Below are 22,445 nucleotides of genomic sequence, written 5' to 3'. Positions count from 1 at the left end.
GCACGGCACGGCACGGCACGGCACGGCACGGCACGGCACGGCACGGCACGGCACCAACTAGTCTCCGGTGGCTGCAAGCCTCGTCCCCGATCCCACTATGCGGCGATCCGTACCACATGGTGTAACTGTTCAGCTGGTTCCGTCGGCACGGGAGTCCCCGTGCGAGGCGGCGCCGCCCGGCCCGGGCAGGTCCCAGCTCCCCGCAATGGGCGCCCCACCCGGGTGTGGGCAGTAGCGACGCCGGGGACGCTGTGGCTCCCCACACCGCGACCACCCCACCCGGGCGTGGGCAGTCGCGACGGCTTGAAGGCCGCGGCTCCCCACACCGCGACCACCCCACCCCGGCGTGGGCAGTCGCGACGGCTTGAAGGCCGCGGCTCCCCACACCGCGACCACCCCACCCCGGCGTGGGCAATAGCGACGGCCGGAAGGCCGCGGCTCCCCACACCGCGACCACCCCACCCCGGCGTGGGCAATAGCGACGGCCGGAAGGCCGCGGCTCCCCACACCGCGACCACCCCCACCCACGTGTGGGGAGTCGCGACGGCGGGAAGGCTGCGGCTCCCCACACGTGGCGACCCACCGCAGGTGTGGGCACCCGCCACGGCCGACGTCCCAGCTGCCCACAGCCACGGCCCTCAGGTCAGCCACGCAAGGCCAACGAATCGGAGGGTGAGCAGCGCGAGAACCAGCTGAACAGTTCCACATGGTGGACTTCGTCGAGACCTTGGAGACCTACGCCCATATGCGAGCCATAAGTATCCAAGGTCCACGAATCAGCACGGAAACCGCGCGAACAAAAGCCTCAAGAGTGGAGGAAATAGCCTCTACAGTGGACTCAGATCCCACATCGCGGACCCCCCCGCCACGATGTGGTCCATCGCGGACCCCCTCGCCACGATGTGGTCACCAATCCACACCGCGGACGCCGGTCCCACATCATGGGCCTTGCAGCCGGCGAGCGCCGGTTGACCACGCCGGACGAAAGTTGGCGCTCAGCGGTTAATCCGGGCGCTCCGTTTCGGCGGCCGCTGCCCAGCAATAGCGCGACCGGGGTCCCGACCCCGCAGGATGCGGACCCCCGATATGTCCGGCAGGGCCGGATCTGCGCGCTGACCAATGGTCAGAACGCTCAGGCTGAGACGAGGCTGCAGCGGCAGAGCACCACGAAGGTGGACGACTACTTCGCCGACGCGACCGGCCAGGTGGCGTCGAACGTCGTGACCCTGCCCTACTGAGCAGGTGGTGTCCCAGACCTTGCTTCGATCCAGGCGGCGTCGCGGCGATACAGGACCGCGTGGGCGAGCAGGTCCGGCCGGCCGGCGGCGCGTGCCTCGGTGAAGCCGGCCAGGTCGTGCAGGCGCGCGACCGCCGCGGCGAGGACCTGCGGCGGATCTAGGCCGTGGCCGTACGTATCGCACAGCTGGCGCAGGCGCCGGGCTCGGTTGTCGTCCCCGTTGCGCACACCGTCCGGGTTCGCCGGGTCCGTCAACGGGACCAGCCGATACGCCAGGTACGCCACGTCCCACACGCGCGGGCCCGGCGACGCCGTGTCCCAGTCGATCACGCCGGTGAGCCGGCCGTCCTGGAAGACCATGTTGTACGGGGCGAAGTCGTTGTGGCAGATCACCTCGGCCGGCGCGTGCGCGGCTGTCCGCCAGACGGCCGCATCGCGGTCGAAACCGGCGCTCGCCTCGTGCAGGGCCGCCAGCTTCGACGCCGCCCCGGTCAGCACGGTGTCCGACCACACCCAGTCCGGAAGTGGGTACCGCGGGACCACGCCGGGCAGGTACGAGACCCGGTCGCGGCCCTGCGCGTCGACGCCGGACGGCACCGGCACCCACGCGATCCCCCGGTCACGCAGGTGCCTCAGCAACCGCTGGATCGTCGGGCTCCACTCCCCCGCCGTACGCCTCACCGACCCTCCCACCAGCGACGCGCCGCCCATCCCGCCGCCGTCGAGGATCACCGTGGCGGGCCCGCGTCGATGCGCGGGGCCGCGGTCGCCAAGCCGCCGCGCCACCAGCCCAAGGCCTCGATCCACCAGGTGAGCCCGGTGTACGGGGCGATCTGCTCGGCCGCCGACGCCGCGTCGGTCGCGCCTTCCAGGGCCAGGTCCGGCAGCCGCGGGTTCAGGCCGTGCACGAAACCGGCGGCTGCGGCGAAGTCGGCGGGTGGGACATTCCGGATGCGCTGATCGGGGAACGTGGGCATGGCGCCGTCGAAGCGGGCCGCGCGGCGCAGGCCGACGCGGTGCGGCCACAGGGCTCCGCACCAGATCGGGATCTGCGGATGACCCCACTCCGTCCACAATGTCGTCAAGCGGGTGAGGCCGGCGTCCAGCCCGCGGCCCCGGGCACGCAGGTCGGCGTCGAGCCCGAAATCGGCGTACTCGCGGTCGATCGAACCGAGGGTGGCGACCAGGGTGAGCCGGTCGCCGGAGAGTGCGGCCAGCGCGGCGGTGTCCTGGGCGACGTCCTGGACCTGCCGGCGCGGCAGGGCGACGGTGAGGATGATGCGGATGCGGCTGGTGACGGCCGCGATGGCCGCGGCGGCCACGGTCGAGCTGGTGACGGGCCACGCGGGATCGTGGAACAGCAGGTGATCCCACAGGTGTACGCCGTCCCAGCCGCTCTCCTCGGCGCGCACGGCAAGCGCGCACAGGGCGTTGACGTCGCCGAACTCGCCGACGGTGGGCAGGCCTATCGCGTACTGCGGCACGGCCGGAAGTATGGCAGGCTAAGGCGGCCGCGCGCACCACACATTTCAGGTGGGCCTTACGCGCCGGTGCCGTCCGGCCACGGCTCGGCGACCCGGCCGTCGGCGATCGCACGCCGCGACTCGCCGTCGTTGCGGTACCGCAGCGGAATCACCGACAACGGCAGACTTCGCCCCGTCGATCGGGAGTAGGCGCGCACCGGTCGGAGCAGCGGGCGGGGACCAGGGCCGTTGGCGATCCAGTCCGCCAGCGGGACGTCCACGTCACCGAACGGATGCGCGATCACCACGAGCACGTCCTCGACGTCCATCGGTCGATGTTAAGACCGGGGTTCCCGCCGAGTCAGCTCAGCCTGCCGACGCCGCCGTACAACCAGCGGGTCGGCTCGGACGCCGGATCCTGGTGATCCGGGCGCCACCGGTCCACCGTGACGAGGCCGGGCGGCGCCAGCTCGAAGCCGTCGAAGAAGCGCGCTATCTCGTCGTGGCGCCGGAAGAAGATGGGCGTCGGCGTCTTGCGATAGACCGCCTCGACCCCCTCGACGGCCGCGCCGGAGTGGTTGTCGACGGTGACGTGGGTGGCGGCCAGGTAGCTGCCGGGCGCCAGCGACCCGCGCAGGACGTTCATCACCGGCTCGCGTTCGTCGTCGCGCAGGAAGTGGGTCATGGCGATCAGCAGCACCCCGACCGGCTGCGTGAAGTCGATGAACTCGCGGACCTCGGGGTGACCGACGACTTCGCCGGGCTCGCGCAGATCGGCGGTGACGACGGTGGTGCCGGCGTTGGCGGCGAGCAGGGCACGCCCGTGAGCGAGCACGATCGGGTCGTTGTCCACGTACACGACGCGCGCCCCGGGCGTGACCGCCTGAGCAACCTCGTGGGTGTTGCCCGCGGTGGGCAGGCCGGCACCGATGTCAATGAACTGACGGATCCCGTTGCCGGCCATGAACCGGACGGCCCGCCGCAGGAAGGCACGGTTCTCCACGGCGAGCCGGCGCACTTCCGGCATCGCCGCCTCGACCGCGGCGACCGCCTCCCGGTCGACCGCGAAGTTGTCCTTGCCGCCGAGGTAGAAGTCATACATCCGCGCCACATGAGGCCGCGTGGTGTCGATACCGGCATTAGTCACGCAGAGGCCCCCGCTTCGCACCGACCATCCTATGTGCCGCGAGTCTACCCAACCCATCCAGTAATGTGAATATACGACGATCCCCTACAGGCGTTGCGGCGCGGCCGCGATGCGTTCCAGCGTCTCCCGCAGCGCCCGGGCCGCCGGTGACGCCGCCCCCGCGACGCGCTGCGCCGTGAAGACCGTCCGGCGCGGCAGGTCGGGCAGGTCCAGCAACCGGCAGCCCGCCTCCCGGCCCGCCCACACCAGGTCCGGGATCAGCGCCACCGCATTCCCCGACTCCACCAGGCGGATGTGGGCCTGCAGGTCGGCCGTCTCGTAGCGCACATCCGGCTCGAACCCCGTACGACGGCACAACTGCTCGGCGAAATGCCGGGACGCGGTGCCCCGTGGCTCCATCACCCACGGCATCCCGCGCGCCGACTCCAGCGAGTCCACCGGATGCAGCGACGCCGACTCGAACGGGAGGGCCAGGCGGATCGCGTCGGTGATCAGGGCGCGGCGGTCCAGGCCGGGATGGTGTGGTGCGGCGTGTGCCGGGTACTGCTCTGCGATGACCATGTCGAAGTCGCGGGCCCAGGTCTCGCGCAGGGCTTCCTCGGGCTCCCGCTGGACCATCTCGACGCGTACATCGGGAAAGGTTTTCGCCATCTCGCGCAGGGTGGCCGGCATGAGGGCGAGCGCCGCCGACTGGAACACCGCGACCCGGACCAGGCCGCTGACACCCGTGGCGGAGGCCTGCAGGCGGGTCTCGGCGCGTTCCAGCGTGTCCAGCACCTCGCCGACCGACTCGACCAGCGCGAGCGCCTGCGGGGTGAGCTGCACGCGGCGGCCGGCCTTGCGCAGCAGCGTCATGCCGGTCTCTTTCTCCAGCAGGCTGAGCTGCTGGGACACGGCGGACGGGGAGAAGTTGAGGGCCTCGGCGACGGCGGCGAGGGTGCCTCGGATGGCGAGCTCGCGCAGAAGCACGAGCCGGCGGATCTCGAGCATGCGAACAGTTAAGGACAACTGAAGAGTACTCGTCAACAACCATCGCTTTTCCTGAACGAACGGCGGACGGACACTGTGCGCATGACGACCCCCACGAAAGCCGACACGGAGCTCGCTCACGAGGCGATCGCTCTGGTCCGGCGCTGGCTGCAGGAGGCCGCGAAGGTCCCGGTCAGCGGCTCGGCCGCGCAGCTCGCCGGCGTGCTGAAGGACCCGGACGGCCTGCGCTTCGCGGTCGGCTTCGTCGATGGGGTCGTCCGCCCGGAGGACGTGAAGGTCAGCGCCCGGGCCCTGGCCGCCCTCGCGCCGGGCGTGCCCCGGTTCCTGCCGGCGCCGCTGCGGGCCGCGGTGCGCGTCGGCGGCAAGCTCGCCCCCACCATGCCCGGTGTCGTAGTGCCGATCGCCCGCCGGGTGCTGCGCCGCATGGTCGGCCATCTCATCGTCGACGCCGGCGACGCCAAGCTGGGCCGGGCCATCAAAAAGATCAAGGGGCGGCAGGTACGCCTGAACGTGAACCTGCTCGGCGAGGCGGTGCTCGGGCGCGGCGAGGCGACCCGGCGGCTGCGCGAGACCGAACGGCTGCTCGCCCGCCCGGACGTCGACTACGTGTCGATCAAGGTGTCGTCGACGGTCGCGCCGCACAGCCCGTGGGCGTTCGAGGAGGCGGTCGACGACATCGCCGAGGAGCTCACGCCGCTGTTCACGCTGGCCGCGAAGGGCCCGCACAAGTTCGTGAACCTCGACATGGAGGAGTACAAGGACCTCGACCTCACCATCGCGGTCTTCACCCGGCTGCTGGACCGGCCCGAGTTCGAGCGGCTCGAGGCGGGCATCGTGCTACAGGCGTACCTGCCGGACGCCCTCGCCGCGATGACGCGTCTGCAGCAGTGGTCGGCGGCGCGGCGGGCCCGCGGCGGCGCCGGCATCAAGGTGCGCCTGGTCAAGGGCGCGAACCTGCCGATGGAACGGGTCGAGGCGACGGTGCACGGCTGGCCGCTCGCGACCTGGGGCAGCAAGCAGGACACCGACACCAACTACAAGCGCGTGCTGGAGTACGCGTTACGCCCCGAGCACGTGCGCAACGTCCGGCTCGGGGTGGCCGGCCACAACCTGTTCGACGTGGCGTACGCGTGGCTGCTCGCCGGCCGGCGCGGGGTGCGTGACGGCATCGAGTTCGAGATGCTGCTCGGCATGGCCGAGGGCCAGGCCGAGGTGGTCCGGCGCGAGGTGGGCGGTCTGCTGCTCTACACCCCGGTGGTACGCCCCGAGCAGTTCGACGTGGCGATCGCCTACCTGATCCGGCGCCTGGAGGAGGGGGCGAGCACCGAGAACTTCATGTCGGCGGTGTTCGAACTGGACTCCGACCCGCAGCTGTTCGCCCGCGAGCAGCAGAGGTTCCTGGCCTCGCTGGAGGCGCTCCACACGGACACCGTGCCCGCGCCGCACCGGGTGCCGGACCGGTTCGCGGCGGTGCCGGTCGCCACCGCGGGCCACTTCGAGAACACCCCAGACACCGACCCGGCCGTCGAGACCAACCGCGACCTCGTCAGGTCCGTTTTGTCCAGGGTACCGTCGTCCACACTGGGCATCGACACGATAAAACGTGCCCATATTTCGGATCTGTCCATCTTGGACGCGGCGCTTGAAGGCGCGGCTAGCGCGGCCGAAGCGTGGGGCAAACTGTCCGGCGCGGAACGCAGCACGATCCTGCACGCGATCGGCGTGGCCATCGAGGAACGCCGCGCCGACCTCATCGAGGTGATGGCCGCCGAGACCGGCAAGACCGCCGACCAGGCCGACCCGGAGGTCTCCGAGGCCGCCGACTTCGCCCACTTCTACGCCGAGACGGCCCGCGAGCTTGACACCGTGGACGGCGCCACCCCGGTGCCCGCCCGGCTCACCCTGGTCACCCCGCCGTGGAACTTCCCGGTGGCTATCCCGGCCGGCTCGCTGCTCGCCGCCCTGGCCGCCGGCTCCGCCGTCGCGATCAAACCGGCCGGTCCCGCGGAACGCTGCGGCGCGCTGCTCGCCGAGATCATCCGGCCGGTGCTGCCGGACCCGCGGCTGCTCACCCTGATCCAGGTCGACGAGCAGCAGCTCGGCCGGCAACTGGTCGCGCACCCGCTGGTCGACCGCGTGGTGCTGACCGGCGCGTACGAGACGGCCGAGCTGTTCCGCTCGTTCCGCGCCGACCTGCCGCTGCTCGCCGAGACCAGCGGCAAGAACGCCATCATCGTCACCCCCAGCGCCGACCTGGACCTGGCCGTGAAGGACGTGGTGGCGTCCGCGTTCGGGCACGCCGGGCAGAAGTGCTCGGCCGCGTCGCTGGTGGTGCTGGTCGGCTCGGTCGCCCGCTCGCAGCGCTTCCGCACCCAGCTCCTGGACGCCGCGTCGTCGCTCACGGTGGGCTATCCGGCGGACGCCCGTACGCAGGTGGGCCCGGTCATCGAACCGGCCACCGGCAAACTGCTGGACGGGCTCACCAAGCTCGGGCCGGGCGAGAGCTGGCTGCTCGCGCCGCGCCGGCTCGACGACGACGGGCGCCTGTGGAGCCCGGGCATCCGCGACGGGGTGCGGCGCGGCTCCGAGTATCACAAGATCGAGTACTTCGGGCCGGTGCTGGGTGTGATGACGGCGTCCACCCTGGACGAGGCCATCGACATCGTCAACGAGGTCGACTACGGGCTCACCTCGGGCCTGCACTCGCTGGACCCGGCCGAGCTGCGCACGTGGCTGGACCGCATCCAGGCCGGCAACCTCTACGTGAACCGCGGCATCACCGGCGCGATCGTGCGGCGGCAGCCGTTCGGCGGCTGGAAGCGCTCGGCGGTCGGCCCCGGCACCAAGGCGGGCGGCCCGAACTACCTGGTCGGGCTCAGCGCCTGGGAACCCGGCGTGGCGGCCCACACCGCGGAGGTCACCCACCCGGCCGTGCGGCGGCTGGTCGCGGCGGCCGGCGACGAGTTCGTGACCCGGGCCGCGGGCAGCGACGCCCTCGCCTGGCAGTCCCGTTTCGCGCCGTCCGACGTGTCCGGGCTGTGGGCCGAACGCAACGTGCTGCGCTACCTGCCGGTGCCGGTGACCGTGCGGCTCGCCGCCGGGGCGTCCCCGGCGTCGCTGGCCCGGGTGGTGGCGGCCGGGCTGCTGGCCGAGTCACCGATGCGCGTGTCGGTGGCCGAGCCGCTCCCGGCTGCCCTGAGCGAGGCGATCGGCGCGGTGACGGTCGAGGACGACGCGACCTGGCTGGCCGGGCTCGAGGCGGGCCGGATCCGGCTGATCGGCGGCACGGCCGCGGACGTGACCGCGGCGACCGGCGGCCGCCCGGACCTCGCGGTGTGGGCCGGGCCGGTCACCGAGGCGGGCCGCGTCGAGCTGCTGCCGTTCCTGCACGAGCAGGCGGTCAGCATCACGGCACACCGCTTCGGCAACCCGGATCCGCTGGCCTCGTCCGTGCTCTAGGAGGCCCGCGCGTCGAGCGCCTTAACCGTGTTCGCGAACCCCTTGGTGATGACGCCCTTGCCGATCGAGCCGGCCAGCACGCCGGTGAGACGGCCGCGCAGGTTCTTGCCCTCGCGCACCACGACGACGTCGATGTCGGTGCCGCCGTCCGGCTGCGGGGTCAGCGTGTAGGTGTGGCTGGACGCGCCGCCCCAGATGTTCGAGTCGGTGGTCGTCATGACGACGCGGTGCGGATCGCTCCAGTCGTAGCGCAGCCGCTCCCAGATGCCGGCCGACCCCTCGGTGACGTCGGCGAAGCCCGGACCCTGCGAGTGGACCTTGAGGTAGCCGTCGGCGCTGTTCGGGAAGATCTGCTGGCGGCCCGGGCCGAAGTCGGTGATCGCGGCGACGACCTGTGCGGGCGTGGCGGCGGTGTGGCCGTGCATGCGGAAAGTCGGCATGTGCCAAGCGTGGCACGCCGGCTCACGAGGTGACGACGTTGCGTAACGGCCGGCCCGCCACCAGGGCGTCCAGGTTCGCGCGGATCAGGCCGGCGGCCCCGATCGGGCGGCCGCCGGCCGAGTGCGGCGTGATGATGACGTTCGGCTCGTCCCAGAGCCCGGAGGTCGCGGGCAGCGGCTCGCGGTCGAAGACGTCCAGCGCCGCGCCGGCGAGGGCCCCGGAGCGCAGGGCGGCGAGCAGGGCGGTCTCGTCGACGGTGGCGCCGCGGCCCACGTTCACGAACCAGGCCTTCGGCGGCAACAGGGCCAGCACCTTCGCGTCCACGGCGTGCCGGGTCGCGGCGGTCGCGGGCAGGATGTTGATCAGCACGTCGGCGGTGGGCAGCAGCTCCGGGAGGTCGCCGGCGGTCACCACCGGGTAGCCGTGCCGGGTGCCCGCGGAGCGTGCAACGCCGGTCACCCGGGCGCCGAGCGTCGTCAGGTACGGCGCGAGGGTCGCCGCGATGCCGCCGAAGCCCCAGATCACCACGTGCGCTGCTCGAAGCGTACGGAAATGGTCCGGGTCGTCGACCGGGCGCAGACCGCCCGCCTCGGCCACCCACCGATGCCCGATCTGGGCGCGGGTCAGCTCGGGGAGCTGGCGGGCCGCGGCCAGCACCAGCGCCAGGGTGTGCTCGGCGACGGTCAGGTCGTGCAGGCCGGCGCCGGAGGTGATCACGACGTCCGGACCGAATCCGGCGGCGAGCACCATGTCCGGACCGGCCGCGAGGGTCTGCACCCAGCGCAGCTTGGCCAGCCGGGCCGCCGCGTCGCGTAACTGCCGGCCCGGGTTGCCCCAGACGACCAGCGCGTCCGCGTCGATGTCGGAGTCCGGAACGCTCTGGTGGATGTCGTAGAACACGCCGGTCGCCTCGGGCGGTAACTTGAGGGCGGCGAGGTCGACGCTGTCCGGCAGCAGAATCTTCATGGCGGTCACTCTGCCATCCGGGCCCGGTGGCGCGCGGCGGGCAGCATGAGGGGATGCGTCCGGTCATCCAGTTCCAGCCGCGGCCCGGGATCCTCGATCTGGGCTGGGGTCATCCGCGTCCCGAGTTGCTGCCGGTCGAGACGTGGGCGCGGGCGGCGACGCGGGCGGCCCGCCACTTCGGCGGGCAGGCACTGACCTACGGGTACGCCACCGGACCAGCCCCGCTGCTGGAGTGGCTGAGCGCGCACCTGAACCGGCTCGAGGGCGGTGGCACCGCGCCGGAGCAGACGTTCGTGACCGGGGGCGCGTCGCACGGGCTGGCGCTGGTCACCCAGGTGCTGGCCGCGCCCGGCGACACCGTGCTGGTCGACTCCCCCACGTATCACCTGGCGTTTCGCATCCTCGCCGATCGGGGCGTGTCGGTGGCGGCGGCTCCCGAGGGCCTCGACCCGGCATCATTGACCACCCGCTTGCGTACGCTGCGAGCATCCGGTCACCGGGTGCCCATGCTGTATCTGGTGCCCACGTTCGGCAACCCGACCGGCCTTTCGCTGCCGGACGCGCGGCGCGCCGAGCTGATCTCGGTCGCCCGGGCGGAGTCGCTGACGATCGTCGAGGACGACACCTACCGGGAGCTGTGCTACGACGGGACGGCGCCGGCGTCGCTGTGGCGGTTGGCCGGCGGTGCTCCGGTCGTACGGCTGGGGTCGTTCGCCAAGACCGTGGCGCCGGGCCTGCGGCTGGGGTGGATCAACGCGGATCCGGCCGTGATCGGCGCGCTGGCCGCGCTGGGCTATGTGGACAGCGGCGGCGGGGTCAATCACTCGGTGGCGATGCAGATGGCCGCGTTCGGTGACGCCGGCTGGTACGACGATCACCTGGCGTTCGTCCGCGGCCAGTACCGTGCGCAACGCGACGCCCTCGCGGGGGCACTGGGCGTGAGCGCGCCGGCCGGCGGCTGGTTCCTCTGGCTGCCGATGCCCGCCGGCCTCCTCCCGGCTGCCGAGGCGCGGGGCGTGTCGTTCGTGCCGGGCACCCGCTTCTACGCCGACGGCACGAGCGGAACCACCCGCGTACGGCTGAGCTTCTCGCATCTCTCGCCCGCCGACCTGCGACGGGCCGCCGAAAGGCTGACAGCGGCCGTACGTCCTTAAGGGGAAGTTAAGGCAGAACCGGCGCTAATGGACACTTACCCGGATCAATATGAGGGAGTCCGTCCCCCATCGCGATCCTCGAGGGAGCCTGTCCATGCGCCGCACCCTGCGACGTCTTTCGCTCGTCCTCGCCGGTGTCCTCGCCGCCGGCCTGATCGTCGCCGCCCCGGCCGACGCCGCCCTGCCCAACGTCCCGTCCCTGGCCACCGCGAAGAGTGAGCTGGCCGGGCTCACCGTCGCCGCCGAGGGGTCCACCAGCGGTTACTCCCGCGACCTGTTCCCGCACTGGATCACCCAGAGCGGTGCCTGCGACACCCGCGAGACCGTCCTCAAGCGCGACGGCAGCGGCGTGGTCACCAACTCGTCCTGCGCCGCGACCTCGGGTTCGTGGTACTCGCCGTACGACGGCGCGACCTGGACCGCGGCCTCCGACGTGGACATCGACCACATGGTCCCGCTGGCCGAGGCGTGGAAGTCCGGCGCGAGCGCGTGGACCACGGCGAAGCGGCAGCAGTTCGCGAACGACCTGACCCGGCCGCAGCTGATCGCGGTCACCGACAACGTGAACCAGTCGAAGGGCGACCAGGACCCGTCGACCTGGCAGCCGTCGCGCACGGCGTACCGGTGCACCTACGCGAAGGCGTGGATCCACGTGAAGGCGTACTGGGGTCTCAAGCTCCAGTCGGCGGAGAAGACGGCACTGACCGGCATGCTGAACTCGTACTGCTGATCGGGTTCGGGTGGCCGGTGCGACGTCGCTTCATTTGACGATTACCTCGTACAGCGAATAGCCGTACTGGTTGAAGCGCTTCGTGCCGGTCACCCGCACGTAGCGGGCCACGGTCCCCTTCGCCGAAACCGACGTCGTGCCTTCCAGGCCCGCGGTGGTCGAGTAGATCGTCTTCCAGGCCGAGCCGTCGGTGGAGGCCTCCACCCGGTACGAGGTGGCGTGCGCGCGTTCCCAGACCAGCGTCACCGTGGTGAGCTGGTAGGCCTGCTTGAGGTCGACCTGCCACCACTGCGGGTCGGAGTAGGCGCTGGACCACCGGGAGTTGACGCTGTCGCCGTCGGCGGCCATCCCGGCGGTCCAGTCGGTGCCGGGCTCGATCGAGGACGCGGTGGCGGTGCCGTTGAGGGCCAGGTCGGCGCCGGACGGGTTGGATTTGCCGGTCACGGCAGCCTTGGTGGGCGCGGTCGCCGACGGGGTGGAGCCGGCGGGCGAGCTGGTGGCGGTGGCCGGCGCGCTCGTGGTCGCGGACGCGCTCGGGGAGCCGCCCGTGGTGCTCCGATCGCCCGGGGCTTTGACCGGGGAGCCGGCCGTGCCGGTGGTCTCGCCGACCGTGCCGGGGCCGGGTGAAGCCGGGGCGGCGTCTCCGGTCGTGGCGGCTGCCTCCTGGATCGGGCCGGTGCCGCCGGAGGGCCATTGCCAGATCACGACGCCGGCGGCGACCAGGGCCACGAGCAGCGCGGCGAGTCCGGTGAGCAGCTTGCGCCTGCCCTTGTTGCGAGGTGGCCCGACGGTTTGCGCCTGGGTGGTCGAATCTAAGAGCGGATCGGCGTTGATCTGTCTGGTCTCCGCACCGAAGCTGGGGAACTCGTCGGCGGGTCCGACCGGCCATTTGCGCGGCCGTGGCGGGACGGCGGGCAAGCGGATGCTGTCCGCTCGCGAAGGCGGCCTGCCCTCATCCTTGTCCTCCGTGCCGTCGCCGTTGTCCGTCACCCGCGTTCACGCCCTTCGTGTTTGCCGCTGCGCCCGAGGTATTTTGGCGCATCGTCACGCAAAGTGATGCACAAGGGGAGCAACATCACGGCCCCACCGCCGGAATGGCGATGGGGCCGTATCTATGCGTTCAGGTGCCGCTTACTTGCTGGTGATCTCGACCCGGCGGGCCTTGTCCCGGTCGCCCTTCGGCACCCGGACCTGCAGGATGCCGTCGGCCAGCTCGGCGGTGATGCCGTCCGGGTCGGTGTTCGCCGGCAGGCTGGCGCGGTACTCGAAGCGGCCGGTCCGGCGGTTACGCCGCTCGGTCTCCTCGGTCTGCCCCGCGACGACCAGCACCCGGCCGGTGGTCTCGACGGTGATGTCGTCCGCCTTGACGCCGGGGACCTCGAGCTCGACGACGTACGCGTCGTCCGCCTCGGTCACGTCCGCGAGCGGGCGCCACGCGCCGGTCCGGACGTTCTGACCCCACGGGCCGAGGACCTGGTCGAGACGAGCGTGCAGCTCGTCGAACTCCCGCCACGGGCCGACCGGACGCAAAGACCTGCTCATGATGTCCCCCACCTTCGTAACTGTTTCCGTGCTGGTAGGAACGCGCGCACCCGGGCCGGCATTCCCCAAAGTTGAGTCATTGCGACTCAACTTTTTGCACCCATTTTGCACCCATCGATCCCGTTATCCGACAACCCGCAACGGTGACTCTGGGGAGGGTGAGCAGAGCCTTGGCCGCCGTACGGGTGTGGCATGTCACCCTCGTGGCCGGCGCCGTGATGATCGCGTCCTACTTCGGGGCGCTCCAGGTCGGCCCGTCCTCCGCCGCGGCGTTGTACTGGGCACCCAACGGCGTCCTGGTGGCCGGCTGCCTCGTCACGGCCCGGCGGCACCCGACGATGCGCCCGATGCTGTTCATCCTCGCCGCGTCCGGGTGTGCCGGCATCTACGCCGACGTGTCGTTCTACGTGCTTTCGCACATCGGCGGGCCGGTCGTGTACCCGAGCATTGCCGACATCGGATATGTCTCGACATATCCACTTACGGCACTTTCCTTACTTCTTGTCGTACGCCGTCGCACGCCGGGCTGGGACGCGGCCAGCGCCATCGACGCGGCCATCGTCGCGGTCAGCGCCAGCTACATCATCTTCGCGTTCGTGATCGCCCCGACCATGCAGGTCGACGCCACCCACCTGGCCCGCCTCGTCTCGGTGTGCTACCCGATCGGCGACCTCATGCTGATCATGGTGGGCGCCCGCCTGATGCTCGGCGCCGGACCCCGCAGCACCGCCCTGCGCATGATCGGCATCTACCTCGCGGTCAAGCTGGTCGCCGACACCGTCTACAGCGTCACCGTGCTCAGCGGCTCGTACGCGGCCGGCAACTTCCTCGACGCGATCTGGATGTCGGCCACCTTCACGCTCGCCGCCGCGGTGCTGCACCCTTCGATCCGCCAGTTGGTCGCGCCCTCGTCGACGGCCACGCCCGACGCCTCGGCCGGCCGGCTGACCGTGCTGGCCATCGCCGCCGTCATCGCCCCCACCGTCATGGTCGTGCAGTACCTGCGCGGCGTCGACCCGCACGTGCTGGTCGCCGGCCTGGTCTGCAACCTGCTCTTCCTGCTGGTGCTGGGCCGGATGGCCGGGCTGGTCCGGGCGCAGCGGCACGCCGCCATCACCGACGGCCTGACCGGCCTGCGCAGCCGCCGCTTCTTCGAGCAAGCCCTGCACGCCGAGTCGGTACGCGCCGTGCGGACCGGAACCGAGCTGAGCATGCTGCTGCTCGACATCGACCACTTCAAGGCGGTCAACGACACGTACGGCCACAACGCCGGCGACCGCGTCCTGGTCGAGGTCGCCCACCGGCTGGGCGGCCTGGTCCGCCCCGGCGACCTCGTCGCCCGCTACGGCGGCGAGGAGTTCGCGATCCTGCTCCCCGGCGCCTCCCCGGGTACCGCGCGCGAGGTCGCCGAGCGGGTCCGCCGCGGCGTGGCGATGGCCCCGATCGCGATCGGCGAGGACCGCCTGCACCAGATCACCATCTCGGTGGGTCTGTCGGGCATGCCGTCGATCTCCGCCGACACGGATGAGCTGGTGCTGGCGGCGGACCGGGCGCTGTACGCGGCGAAGGGCGCGGGGCGCGACCGGGTGGCGTCGGCCGAGGCCCCGGTCCCCGTCTGAGGCGGCGGGATTACCCCTATCGATCCCTTCCGGCCGGTGCGCCGCTGGTATTGAATGGAGGACATGCCGGACGAAGCGGTGCGCAAGCGCCGGCTCCGGCACCGGTCCGCGCGACCCCGTCGCCACCTACGGCCCCGCGCCCGCCACCCCGCGACACACCGCTACCTCGACCGCATTCACCGTCCGACGATGATCGTGCTGGCGTTGCTGACGGTGTCCATCGGCGCGATCGGCTACGGGCTGCGGCCGGGCACCGACTCGCCGCCGGTGGTTCCGAACTCGTCGATGCAGATCTACGTCGACGGGGCGATCAGCGTCAGCGTCGACGAGACCCTCTACCAGCTGGATTCCAAGACCGTCGCGCTCGAGCTCGACGTCTTCGGCATCCTGGGCCCGACCGGCAAGGCGCAGTGGAGTGTCCTGACCGACCGGACCGCCGGCCAGCCGCACCCGTGTCCCGACCGCTACCGCTACGTCGGGCGAGCCCACCCGACCCCCTTTGTCATCAGCGACGGCGGGCTCACCCTCGGCGAACAGCCGATATCCGAGACGGCGTTGACCGCATTCACCGGTACGCCCGAGGACCGCACCGCCGCGAACGTATTAGGCATGGCCGGCGCCTCCCCCGGCCGGGCCGCCACCGGAAAGTGGTGGCCGATCGCGAAGGTGTCGCTCTGCTGGGATTCCGGGGCGCCGCTCGCCTTCAACGGCCAGTACGTCTCGGCCACTCTCCCCGCGGTGCGGGTGGACTCCCGCATCGAAGGCGCCCCGCGCTTCGAGGTGACGCGCAGCCTCTACTTCGTCGACCCGGCGCGCCAGGACAATCCGGTGACCGCCCAGTATTCGCTGCAGGCCGGCACCCTGCCGACCACGACCGACCCGTTCGGCTGGCACTGGGCCGCCGACGACGGCGACGCCGTTCAGCTCACCGGGATCAGTCTGCCCATCCAGCAGCGCGGGGTGTACATCGGCTTCGTCTCCGGCGTACTGCTCGGCATTGCCGGTGGTGCCCTCGTCTCACTCATCCAGGCGGCGGTGCTGCCGTTGCGGTGGTCCAGGAGGGAGCAAGAATGAACAGGTGGACGGCCCTCGCCGCCTGGTCGGCGGCCGGACTGGTCGTCATTCTCTCGCTGGTCTTCGCGATCACGCACCGGGCGTCGGATGCACCACCCGGAGCCGTCGACGCGCCGCTGTCCGCCGTGCGGATCACCGACGACTGCGACAACCCCGGCCAGATCAAACCCACCACTATCCAGCTGACCTGCGGCGACGGCTCGGCCGTACTCAATGACCTGACGTGGTCCGACTGGGGCGAGACGACCGCGACCGGCGAGGGCGTCCTCAACCAGGTCGACTGCGACCCGTCCTGCGTGGAGGGCCACGATGTCAGCACCTCGGTGCCGGTGGTGCTGTCGCAGCCGGCACCGGCCGAGAACGGCACCATGTACTTCACCAGGATCTCGGTCGGCGACCAGGTCTTCCAGAGTTGCTGGGCGGAGCCGCCGGCCCCCTACCTACCGGCGTGCCCGCCCACCAAGTGATCGCCGCCTCGTCGACGTCTGCAGCTCGCTGCGGCGCTCCGCCGCCCATTGCCCGGTCGTACCTGATGGGGGTTGAGCGGCCGATAGCCGGCCTGCTCGCCGAGCACCTCGCTGAAGATCCGGACGATCTGCTCGCCGATGGCGTGGGGGCACCACCAAGATCTCACCTATATCGATGTTCGCGAGTCTGGTCCCCACCTTGAGCGAGACCTTGTCTGCGGTATGAGAGTCGCCTTCCGTAAGCTGGTAAAGACAAAATAACGAATAGCCGGAATTGGCGCGCCGGCAGTGTGTCTTGTGTGGACGGTTATGGTTTTCTGAGGTTGGCACGATCGTTTTGATGCGAGGCCGTCTGCGGGGCGAGAAAATGTATTCATACGGTACCAGCAGCTTTCCTTGTTCACCCGGCCAGTGACGGCTGCTCTGCGTGACCGCACTAAGGCACGACGATATTCGCCGGGAAAGGACGCGTTTCGTCGTGAACAGGCACGGCGCCGGTCTTGGGGATTGGCGCGCCGGCACGCGCGTAAGCTGTGCCGGGCGCATGGCTGTTCCGACGAATGCGCGATCATCGGCCTGCATGACCTGGCCGAGGCGGTCCCGCCGTTGATCTGGCCCGCCGAGGCAACCCTGACCCAACGCCCGGCACCAGCGGCAGCCAACCAGCCGGATATAGCCGACGTGCCCACAAGCCGTGCCGTACCGGCAGGCCCCCCGGCCCCGACAGCCACGCCGGCGCCGGCGGGTCGCGCCGATAACCTAGCCCAGGGCGACACCGGCCGGCACAGCGAGCTCACCGGGCTGGTGGACCGCGCCGCACCCCGTAATCCGGCCGCACCACCCAACCCGGCCGTGCTCCACGACCCAGCCGCGCCGCGCGAGAGTCGGGTCGCGTCCGCGCAGCGTGGCGACCCGCACAGCGGGCCGCCGCCAGCCACGGCAGGCATGCGACCGCCACACGAGAGCGCCGCCCGCATACATGCACCAGCACGTCGCGGCCACCAACACGCGAGGCGACCCACAGCGACGCCGCCGCCGGGCACGGCAATCAGACCACCGGCTTGGCGACGACTCACACCCGTGCCCGTATCCCGCCGTCACGCCACCGGCACACGAAAACGGCCCGGAAAAACCCGCCACCAACCCGCCTGCCCGGATCAGCAGCTAAAGCCGCGGAATATCGGACCAAAGGACCGCGGACTGGGCACCAGATGTCGCTGGGTTTCGGCAGCGTGTGATCTTGCGCGGCAAAGGGTTTGAGGCTCGCAGACCTCGTCGGTAATCATCTACTGGTGAGCTACCAAGGTCCTCCACTGCGCTCGAACGTATCGCCCGATGAGATTGAGGCGGCCAAGACCCCGAAAGGCGGTTGGACGAAGGCCACCCTCGCGGCCTGGGGCGTTCCGTGGCCACCACCGCCCGGCTGGAAAGACGAACTGATTCGATCCTGGCGGGCTTCCCATCCGTGACCGGGTGGCGTCCGCACAGAAATTGTGTGCGCGCGGTTTCTTCATGCCACCATTCCGGACACCGCCGGGTTGTCTCGCCGACAGCCGGCGAAGCACGGCCGAGGGCTGGTAGCAGCGGACTTCTTGCATCCAACGGACGTAGCGTTCGATCTCGGCCCGGCCCAGATTCAGCGGGTGAAGGCCTATGCGTGGGAGAAAGTCAGGATCGCAGCTCGGCAGCGAGTGCTACGGCGCCGGCCTTGTCAATGCGCGGGAAGGTCAGCGAGACACCGCCCCCGGCGAACGACAGCCGCAGGACACTCACCGTGCCCAACTTCGACTCGGCCAGCGACAACAGGTCGCGCGGAACGATCGTGACCAACTCATCGCCCGGCCCGCCCCAAAAGGTGCAAGACAGAAATAGCACCCGCTGGTCGGTGGCCACGACGACCTGCGCGCCGGTCGAGTTATGGATCGCGTCCGTGACCGCGTTGGCGATGCCAGGCACGATGCCACGACTCAACACGGTGGCGAGCCGGCTCGCATCGAACGCGCCGACCGTCGCGCGGGTGGCGACCCGTGGCTGCTCGCCAGAACCCAGGTAGCGGGCCACGACCGCGAACGCCCTCGCCTGAAACCGCTGGGTCACTGTGCCTTCTCCATCCCTGGATACGAGTCGACGGATCGTAACGGAGCACCGTGCTGCCCCGAAACCCACCGGGAACGTAGTCCCGCAAAGCCCGATGACCACAGCCGCGCTTCACGAACCGTGACGGACTCGCAGGCCACTTGGCGAATGTCACGCCAACGTCGCGGCCTGCTGCCAGGCGAGCACGGCCGCCAACGTGAGAACCGTGCTCGCCGCCGCGCGGGTCAGCCAGCGGAACTTGGCGAGAGCGATGCGGGCCAGGGAAGCCGCCTGACGCCAGGCATCTTCGTGGCGGTGGTCCATGGGCGGCACCTGCAGCAGCTGGTCAGGATGCATCCGGCTCAGGGCGGTAAAGGACACCCGGTTCATCCGACCCTGGTCTTCGAGCAGACGGGGTACCTGGCCGACGGCCAGCAGCAAGGCCGAGACAAGAATCCCGAGGAGGCAGGCAAGGTAAAGCAGCCGCAGAAGCGTGCCGTCACCCGACTCGTGACGTCTGGCCAGGATGGTGATCATCAGGGCCTGGATTCCGGCGAGAGCGCCGGCCTTGGTGTCGGCGAACCTGATCGATTGGTTGGTCTCGGTGATGGTGTGCAGGGCAAGGGACGTGTCGTGCTGCAGGTCCTGGTCGGCGCTCATGTCTCCAGCAGGCACCGGCGCGGCCGGGCGGTCTGTGTACGGATACGCGTCGCCGACCCACATCACATGATGCGGGTTCAGCGAGAGGCGGGTTACGCGACCGCCGCAAGGCCGAGCGGATGCCGACTCTTCGGAAAAGCGACAGGCGCGCGTCACCTTTCCGAGGCACTCTGGCGGCATGGACCTTCGCAACGGGCTGCGGGCGCTCGGGCGCACCCCTGCCGAGTTCGAGCAGGATCTGCTGAGCAACCTCTACTACCGGCGCGGGACGACCGTCGAGTCGGCCAGCGCGCAGGACGCGTACGAGACGCTCGCGGTCACCGTGCGCGACCGGCTGGCCGAGCGGCGTGCCCGCACCGCCGCGGCGCAGTATGCCGCCAACCCGCGCTGGGTCTACTACCTGTCCGCGGAATACCTGCTGGGGCCGCAGCTCGAGCAGAACCTGCTGTACTCGGGCACCGGTGAGCTGGCCGCGGCGGCGTTGAAGTCGCTCGGGTTCGACGCGGACGAGGTCGAGAGGCTGGACGTCGAGCCGGGGCTGGGTAACGGCGGCCTCGGGCGGCTCGCGGCGTGCCTGCTGGACGCCATGGCCACGCTGGACATCCCGGCCGTGGGGTACGGCATCCGGTACGACCTGGGGATCTTCAAGCAGGCGTTCGAGGACGGCGCCCAGGTGGAGAAGCCGGACGACTGGGCCTTCCAGGGTGACCCGTGGGAGTTCCCGGCCCCGGATGATCGCCAGGTGGTGGGGTTCTACGGGCGTACCGAGAATGGGAAATGGATCCCCGGCGAGATCGTGCTGGGCGAGCCGAGCCACATGCTGGTGCCGGGGTACGGGACCGACACCGTGAACATCGTGCGGCTGTGGAAGGCGCGGGCGCACGAGGCGTCGTTCGACCTGAGCAAGTTCTCGGCGGGCCGGTACGCCGAGGCGGTGACCGAGGCGGTGCGCGCCGAGAACATCAGCAAGGTGCTCTACCCGGACGACAGCACCGCGGACGGCCGGGAGCTGCGGCTCAAGCAGCAGTATTTCCTGGTGTCGTGCTCGCTGCGGGACATCATCCGGCGGTTCCGGTTCCGCAACACCGACTGGGACGCGTTCGCCGAGAAGACCGTGATCCAGCTCAACGACACGCATCCGGTGCTGGCCGTGCCCGAGTTGATGCGGCTGCTGGTCGACGAGTACGAGCTGGGCTGGGACCGGGCCTGGGACATCACCCGGCGCACCTTCGCGTACACATGTCACACCCTGCTGCCGGAGGCCCTGGAGACGTGGCCGGTGAGCCTGATGGAGCGGCTGCTGCCCCGCCATCTGGAGATCATCTACGAGATCAACCTGCGCTTCCTGCAGGAGGTCTCGGCGCGTTTCCCGGGCGATGCCGACCGCGTACGCCGGATGTCGCTCATCCAGGAGGAACCGGAGCGTCGCGTTCGGATGGCGCATCTCGCCTGTGTCGGGTCGCAAGCCGTGAACGGGGTCGCCGAGCTGCACACCGAGTTGCTCACCTCGACGGTGCTCGGCGACTTCGCGACGATGTGGCCGCAGAAGTTCCGCAACGTGACCAACGGCGTGTCGCCCCGGCGATTCGTGCGGCTGGCGAACCCGCGGCTGTCCTCATTGATCAGCGACGGCCTCGGCACCGACCGGTGGATCTCGGATCTATCGCTGTTGTCGGGGCTGGAGCCGCTGGCGTCCGACGCGTCGTTCCGGGAGCGGTGGCGCTCGGTGAAGCGGGCCGGCAAGGTCGCGCTCGGCCTGGGCGACCCCGGCTCGCTCACCGACGTCATGATCAAGCGGTTCCATGAGTACAAGCGCCAGCAGCTCAAGCTGTTGCACGTGGTCACCCTCTACCACCGGATCAAGAGCGATTCCCGGTACGCTCCGGGCCCGCGCACGATCCTGTTCGGTGGCAAGGCGGCACCGGCGTACCACGCGGCGAAGTCCATCATCCGGCTGGTCAACGCGGTCGCCGCCACGGTGGACGCCGACCCGGACGTGAGCCGCTTCCTGAAGGTGGTGTTCCCGCCGAACTACAACATCACCCTCGCCGAGCGGATCATCCCGGCCGCCGACCTGAGTGAGCAGATCTCGATGGCCGGCAAGGAGGCGTCCGGCACCGGGAACATGAAGCTGGCCCTCAACGGCGCGGTCACGATCGGCACGCTGGACGGCGCGAACGTCGAGATCCGCGACCGGGTCGGCGCCGAGAACTTCTTCCTGTTCGGCATGGACGCGCCGGCCGCCCTGGCGCTGCGGGCGGGTCCGTACCGTCCGCGCGACCACTACGACACCGACGCCGAGCTGCGCCAGGCCCTCGACGCGATCTCGTCCGGCGCGTTCGGCGGTGTCGGTGCCGAGGTGGCCGCGTCGCTGCTGGACCGCGACGAATACCTGACGCTGGCCGACTACCGCGCGTACGTGGACTGCCAGGAGACGGTCGACGAGGTGTGGCGCGACCAGGACCGCTGGACCGGCATGTCGATCCTGAACACGGCACGCTCGGGCTTCTTCTCCGCCGACCGTACGGTGAACGACTACCTAGCGCGGATCTGGCACGCCGAGGCGGTCCGCGTCTGAGACCTGCAGGATGCGCTGCAACTCGTCGGCCAGCACCCAGATCCGCGACACCCGGCCCTCGGCGTCGACGGTGAGCACGTCGATGCCGAGGCCGGTGACGATCCGCCCGGTCGGCGGCAGGTCACCGAGCGGGGTCCGCCACACGCCGGTGTGCCGGGCGCGGTGCCGGAACGCGACGGTCAGCTTGCCGGGCGCCGCCATCCGGTCGACGACCTCGATGGTGTGCTCGGTGAAGGCGGCGTGCAGCGCCTGCGCCCGGCTGACGATGTCGGCGACCGTGAAAGGCAGGTCGTTGATGAGCACCGGGTCGGTGTAGACGCGGGCGAACGCGGCGGCCGGGTCGTCGAGGGTGGCGGGCGGGCGCTGCCACAGGTCAAAGAGGCTCTGCTCAAGCTCCATCGCGTCAGTGTCACCCGTCAGGCGGGGCGACACCCTGTTTCCGCCGACGAAGCTTGCGGCGCCGGCGCATTCGCATCGTGACAGCGGGCGCTGGGCGTGCGGTCCACGCTGCATAAGTCGGCAGCGCACACCCGCACGGCGGTGAACCGCAGCCGGACAGGAAGAACAGCGTCCGCGAGTCCGCCGACCAGAGCCGCCCGACCAAATACCGATATTTCGGAATAAAGTAAGGCGAATCGGCCAGGCGACCTCGGTCCCGCATCGCGGCTGCGGTGGATGCCTTGGGTGCCGTGAACGTCTCCTCGTCCATCATTTGGGATGGCTGCCCGGCATCCGGGACCGGCGACCACATCGTGAACCAGCGTCCACCATGTGAGACCTCTGTCCACTATGGGGTCCGATTAGTCCCTTGAAGCGGCTTTTGTGCCCAGCCTTTTCGCGGC

General features: G+C 70.5%; 20 protein-coding genes. 8 read left to right on the top strand and 12 right to left on the bottom strand.

Annotated elements, in window-relative coordinates:
- Nucleotides 1-941: 941 nt before the first annotated feature.
- Nucleotides 942-1,238: a hypothetical protein gene (locus HH310_RS33985; RefSeq protein ID WP_169179821.1), complete on the top strand. Its 297-nt coding sequence runs from the start codon at nt 942-944 to the stop codon at nt 1,236-1,238.
- Here HH310_RS33985 and HH310_RS33980 read toward each other — a convergent pair.
- From HH310_RS33980 to HH310_RS33960, 5 genes are all read right to left on the bottom strand, one after another.
- Complete coding sequence (locus tag HH310_RS33980) at nt 1,232-2,044, bottom strand: aminoglycoside phosphotransferase family protein (RefSeq protein WP_211192952.1); 813 nt, start codon at nt 2,042-2,044, stop codon at nt 1,232-1,234. The genes HH310_RS33985 and HH310_RS33980 overlap by 7 nt on opposite strands.
- Complete coding sequence (locus HH310_RS33975) at nt 1,966-2,721, bottom strand: LLM class flavin-dependent oxidoreductase (RefSeq protein ID WP_169179820.1); 756 nt, start codon at nt 2,719-2,721, stop codon at nt 1,966-1,968. The genes HH310_RS33980 and HH310_RS33975 overlap by 79 nt, the downstream gene beginning before the upstream one ends.
- A 56-nt stretch (nt 2,722-2,777) precedes the next feature.
- Entirely contained in the window at nt 2,778-3,029 is a 252-nt protein-coding gene (locus tag HH310_RS33970) for a hypothetical protein (RefSeq protein ID WP_169179819.1), read from the bottom strand.
- Between the two features lie 32 nt (nt 3,030-3,061).
- Nucleotides 3,062-3,847: an SAM-dependent methyltransferase gene (locus HH310_RS33965; protein ID WP_312034510.1), complete on the bottom strand. Its 786-nt coding sequence runs from the start codon at nt 3,845-3,847 to the stop codon at nt 3,062-3,064.
- An 84-nt stretch (nt 3,848-3,931) separates the two neighbouring features.
- Entirely contained in the window at nt 3,932-4,837 is a 906-nt protein-coding gene (locus tag HH310_RS33960; RefSeq protein ID WP_169179817.1) for a LysR family transcriptional regulator, read from the bottom strand.
- Between the two features lie 81 nt (nt 4,838-4,918).
- On the opposite strand from HH310_RS33960, the gene HH310_RS33955 reads away from it, so the two are divergent.
- Complete coding sequence (locus HH310_RS33955; protein WP_169179816.1) at nt 4,919-8,296, top strand: bifunctional proline dehydrogenase/L-glutamate gamma-semialdehyde dehydrogenase; 3,378 nt, start codon at nt 4,919-4,921, stop codon at nt 8,294-8,296.
- Here HH310_RS33955 and HH310_RS33950 read toward each other — a convergent pair.
- On the bottom strand, nt 8,293-8,736 hold the full coding sequence (locus HH310_RS33950) for an SRPBCC family protein (protein WP_169179815.1): 444 nt from the start codon (nt 8,734-8,736) through the stop codon (nt 8,293-8,295). The two genes, HH310_RS33955 and HH310_RS33950, sit on opposite strands and share 4 nt — an antisense overlap.
- Nucleotides 8,737-8,758: 22 nt before the next feature.
- Nucleotides 8,759-9,703 (bottom strand): NAD(P)-dependent oxidoreductase, encoded by a 945-nt coding sequence (locus HH310_RS33945; RefSeq protein WP_169179814.1) that lies wholly within the window; start codon nt 9,701-9,703, stop codon nt 8,759-8,761.
- Nucleotides 9,704-9,756: 53 nt separating this feature from the next.
- Here HH310_RS33945 and HH310_RS33940 point away from each other — a divergent pair, with 53 nt between their 5' ends.
- Together HH310_RS33940 and HH310_RS33935 are read left to right on the top strand one after the other, a co-directional pair.
- On the top strand, nt 9,757-10,857 hold the full coding sequence (locus tag HH310_RS33940; RefSeq protein WP_169179813.1) for a PLP-dependent aminotransferase family protein: 1,101 nt from the start codon (nt 9,757-9,759) through the stop codon (nt 10,855-10,857).
- A gap of 94 nt (nt 10,858-10,951) precedes the next feature.
- The gene (locus tag HH310_RS33935; protein ID WP_211192951.1) at nt 10,952-11,587 is read left to right on the top strand and encodes an HNH endonuclease family protein; all 636 of its coding nucleotides are present in this window, start codon (nt 10,952-10,954) and stop codon (nt 11,585-11,587) included.
- A gap of 30 nt (nt 11,588-11,617) precedes the next feature.
- Here HH310_RS33935 and HH310_RS45045 read toward each other — a convergent pair whose 3' ends face one another.
- Nucleotides 11,618-12,577, bottom strand: coding sequence for a discoidin domain-containing protein (locus HH310_RS45045; protein WP_169179811.1), 960 nt, complete (start codon nt 12,575-12,577; stop codon nt 11,618-11,620).
- A gap of 141 nt (nt 12,578-12,718) precedes the next feature.
- Entirely contained in the window at nt 12,719-13,129 is a 411-nt protein-coding gene (locus HH310_RS33925; protein ID WP_169179810.1) for an Hsp20/alpha crystallin family protein, read from the bottom strand.
- 158 nt (nt 13,130-13,287) lie between these two features.
- On the opposite strand from HH310_RS33925, the gene HH310_RS45605 reads away from it, so the two are divergent.
- The 3 genes from HH310_RS45605 (at nt 13,288) to HH310_RS33910 (ending at nt 16,289) form a co-directional block, all read left to right on the top strand.
- Nucleotides 13,288-14,748 carry a GGDEF domain-containing protein gene (locus tag HH310_RS45605; protein WP_169179809.1) on the top strand — a complete coding sequence of 487 codons (1,461 nt, stop codon included), beginning with the start codon at nt 13,288-13,290 and terminating at the stop codon, nt 14,746-14,748.
- Nucleotides 14,749-14,811: 63 nt separating this feature from the next.
- Entirely contained in the window at nt 14,812-15,822 is a 1,011-nt protein-coding gene (locus tag HH310_RS33915; protein WP_169179808.1) for a hypothetical protein, read from the top strand.
- Entirely contained in the window at nt 15,819-16,289 is a 471-nt protein-coding gene (locus HH310_RS33910; RefSeq protein ID WP_169179807.1) for a hypothetical protein, read from the top strand. Before HH310_RS33915 ends, HH310_RS33910 begins: the two co-directional genes overlap by 4 nt.
- A gap of 1,668 nt (nt 16,290-17,957) precedes the next feature.
- Here the strand turns inward: HH310_RS33910 and HH310_RS33905 are convergent.
- Together HH310_RS33905 and HH310_RS33900 are read right to left on the bottom strand one after the other, a co-directional pair.
- Nucleotides 17,958-18,350, bottom strand: coding sequence for a hypothetical protein (locus tag HH310_RS33905; RefSeq protein ID WP_169179806.1), 393 nt, complete (start codon nt 18,348-18,350; stop codon nt 17,958-17,960).
- A 186-nt stretch (nt 18,351-18,536) separates the two neighbouring features.
- On the bottom strand, nt 18,537-19,025 hold the full coding sequence (locus HH310_RS33900) for a Pycsar system effector family protein (RefSeq protein ID WP_169179805.1): 489 nt from the start codon (nt 19,023-19,025) through the stop codon (nt 18,537-18,539).
- A gap of 178 nt (nt 19,026-19,203) precedes the next feature.
- Here HH310_RS33900 and HH310_RS33895 point away from each other — a divergent pair, with 178 nt between their 5' ends.
- Nucleotides 19,204-21,603: a glycogen/starch/alpha-glucan phosphorylase gene (locus HH310_RS33895; protein WP_169179804.1), complete on the top strand. Its 2,400-nt coding sequence runs from the start codon at nt 19,204-19,206 to the stop codon at nt 21,601-21,603.
- Here HH310_RS33895 and HH310_RS33890 read toward each other — a convergent pair.
- Complete coding sequence (locus HH310_RS33890) at nt 21,565-22,002, bottom strand: ester cyclase (protein WP_169179803.1); 438 nt, start codon at nt 22,000-22,002, stop codon at nt 21,565-21,567. The genes HH310_RS33895 and HH310_RS33890 overlap by 39 nt on opposite strands.
- Nucleotides 22,003-22,445 lie beyond the last annotated feature (443 nt).

Origin of the sequence: Actinoplanes sp. TBRC 11911, from assembly GCF_012933445.1 — a bacterium.
GTDB lineage: Bacteria > Actinomycetota > Actinomycetes > Mycobacteriales > Micromonosporaceae > Actinoplanes.
This window is presented reverse-complemented; position numbering and strand designations above follow the sequence as displayed.

Excerpts from the sequence above, each read along its gene's own strand:
- HH310_RS33985 (WP_169179821.1), top strand. The coding sequence starts at position 942 with ATGGGCCTTGCAGCCGGCGAGCGCCGGTTGACCACGCCGGACGAAAGT.
- HH310_RS33970 (WP_169179819.1), bottom strand. The coding sequence starts at position 3,029 with ATGGACGTCGAGGACGTGCTCGTGGTGATCGCGCATCCGTTCGGTGAC.
- HH310_RS33960 (WP_169179817.1), bottom strand. The coding sequence starts at position 4,837 with ATGCTCGAGATCCGCCGGCTCGTGCTTCTGCGCGAGCTCGCCATCCGA.
- HH310_RS33955 (WP_169179816.1), top strand. The coding sequence starts at position 4,919 with ATGACGACCCCCACGAAAGCCGACACGGAGCTCGCTCACGAGGCGATC.
- HH310_RS33950 (WP_169179815.1), bottom strand. The coding sequence starts at position 8,736 with ATGCCGACTTTCCGCATGCACGGCCACACCGCCGCCACGCCCGCACAG.
- HH310_RS33945 (WP_169179814.1), bottom strand. The coding sequence starts at position 9,703 with ATGAAGATTCTGCTGCCGGACAGCGTCGACCTCGCCGCCCTCAAGTTA.
- HH310_RS33940 (WP_169179813.1), top strand. The coding sequence starts at position 9,757 with ATGCGTCCGGTCATCCAGTTCCAGCCGCGGCCCGGGATCCTCGATCTG.
- HH310_RS33935 (WP_211192951.1), top strand. The coding sequence starts at position 10,952 with ATGCGCCGCACCCTGCGACGTCTTTCGCTCGTCCTCGCCGGTGTCCTC.
- HH310_RS33925 (WP_169179810.1), bottom strand. The coding sequence starts at position 13,129 with ATGAGCAGGTCTTTGCGTCCGGTCGGCCCGTGGCGGGAGTTCGACGAG.
- HH310_RS33915 (WP_169179808.1), top strand. The coding sequence starts at position 14,812 with ATGCCGGACGAAGCGGTGCGCAAGCGCCGGCTCCGGCACCGGTCCGCG.
- HH310_RS33910 (WP_169179807.1), top strand. The coding sequence starts at position 15,819 with ATGAACAGGTGGACGGCCCTCGCCGCCTGGTCGGCGGCCGGACTGGTC.
- HH310_RS33900 (WP_169179805.1), bottom strand. The coding sequence starts at position 19,025 with ATGAGCGCCGACCAGGACCTGCAGCACGACACGTCCCTTGCCCTGCAC.
- HH310_RS33895 (WP_169179804.1), top strand. The coding sequence starts at position 19,204 with ATGGACCTTCGCAACGGGCTGCGGGCGCTCGGGCGCACCCCTGCCGAG.
- HH310_RS33890 (WP_169179803.1), bottom strand. The coding sequence starts at position 22,002 with ATGGAGCTTGAGCAGAGCCTCTTTGACCTGTGGCAGCGCCCGCCCGCC.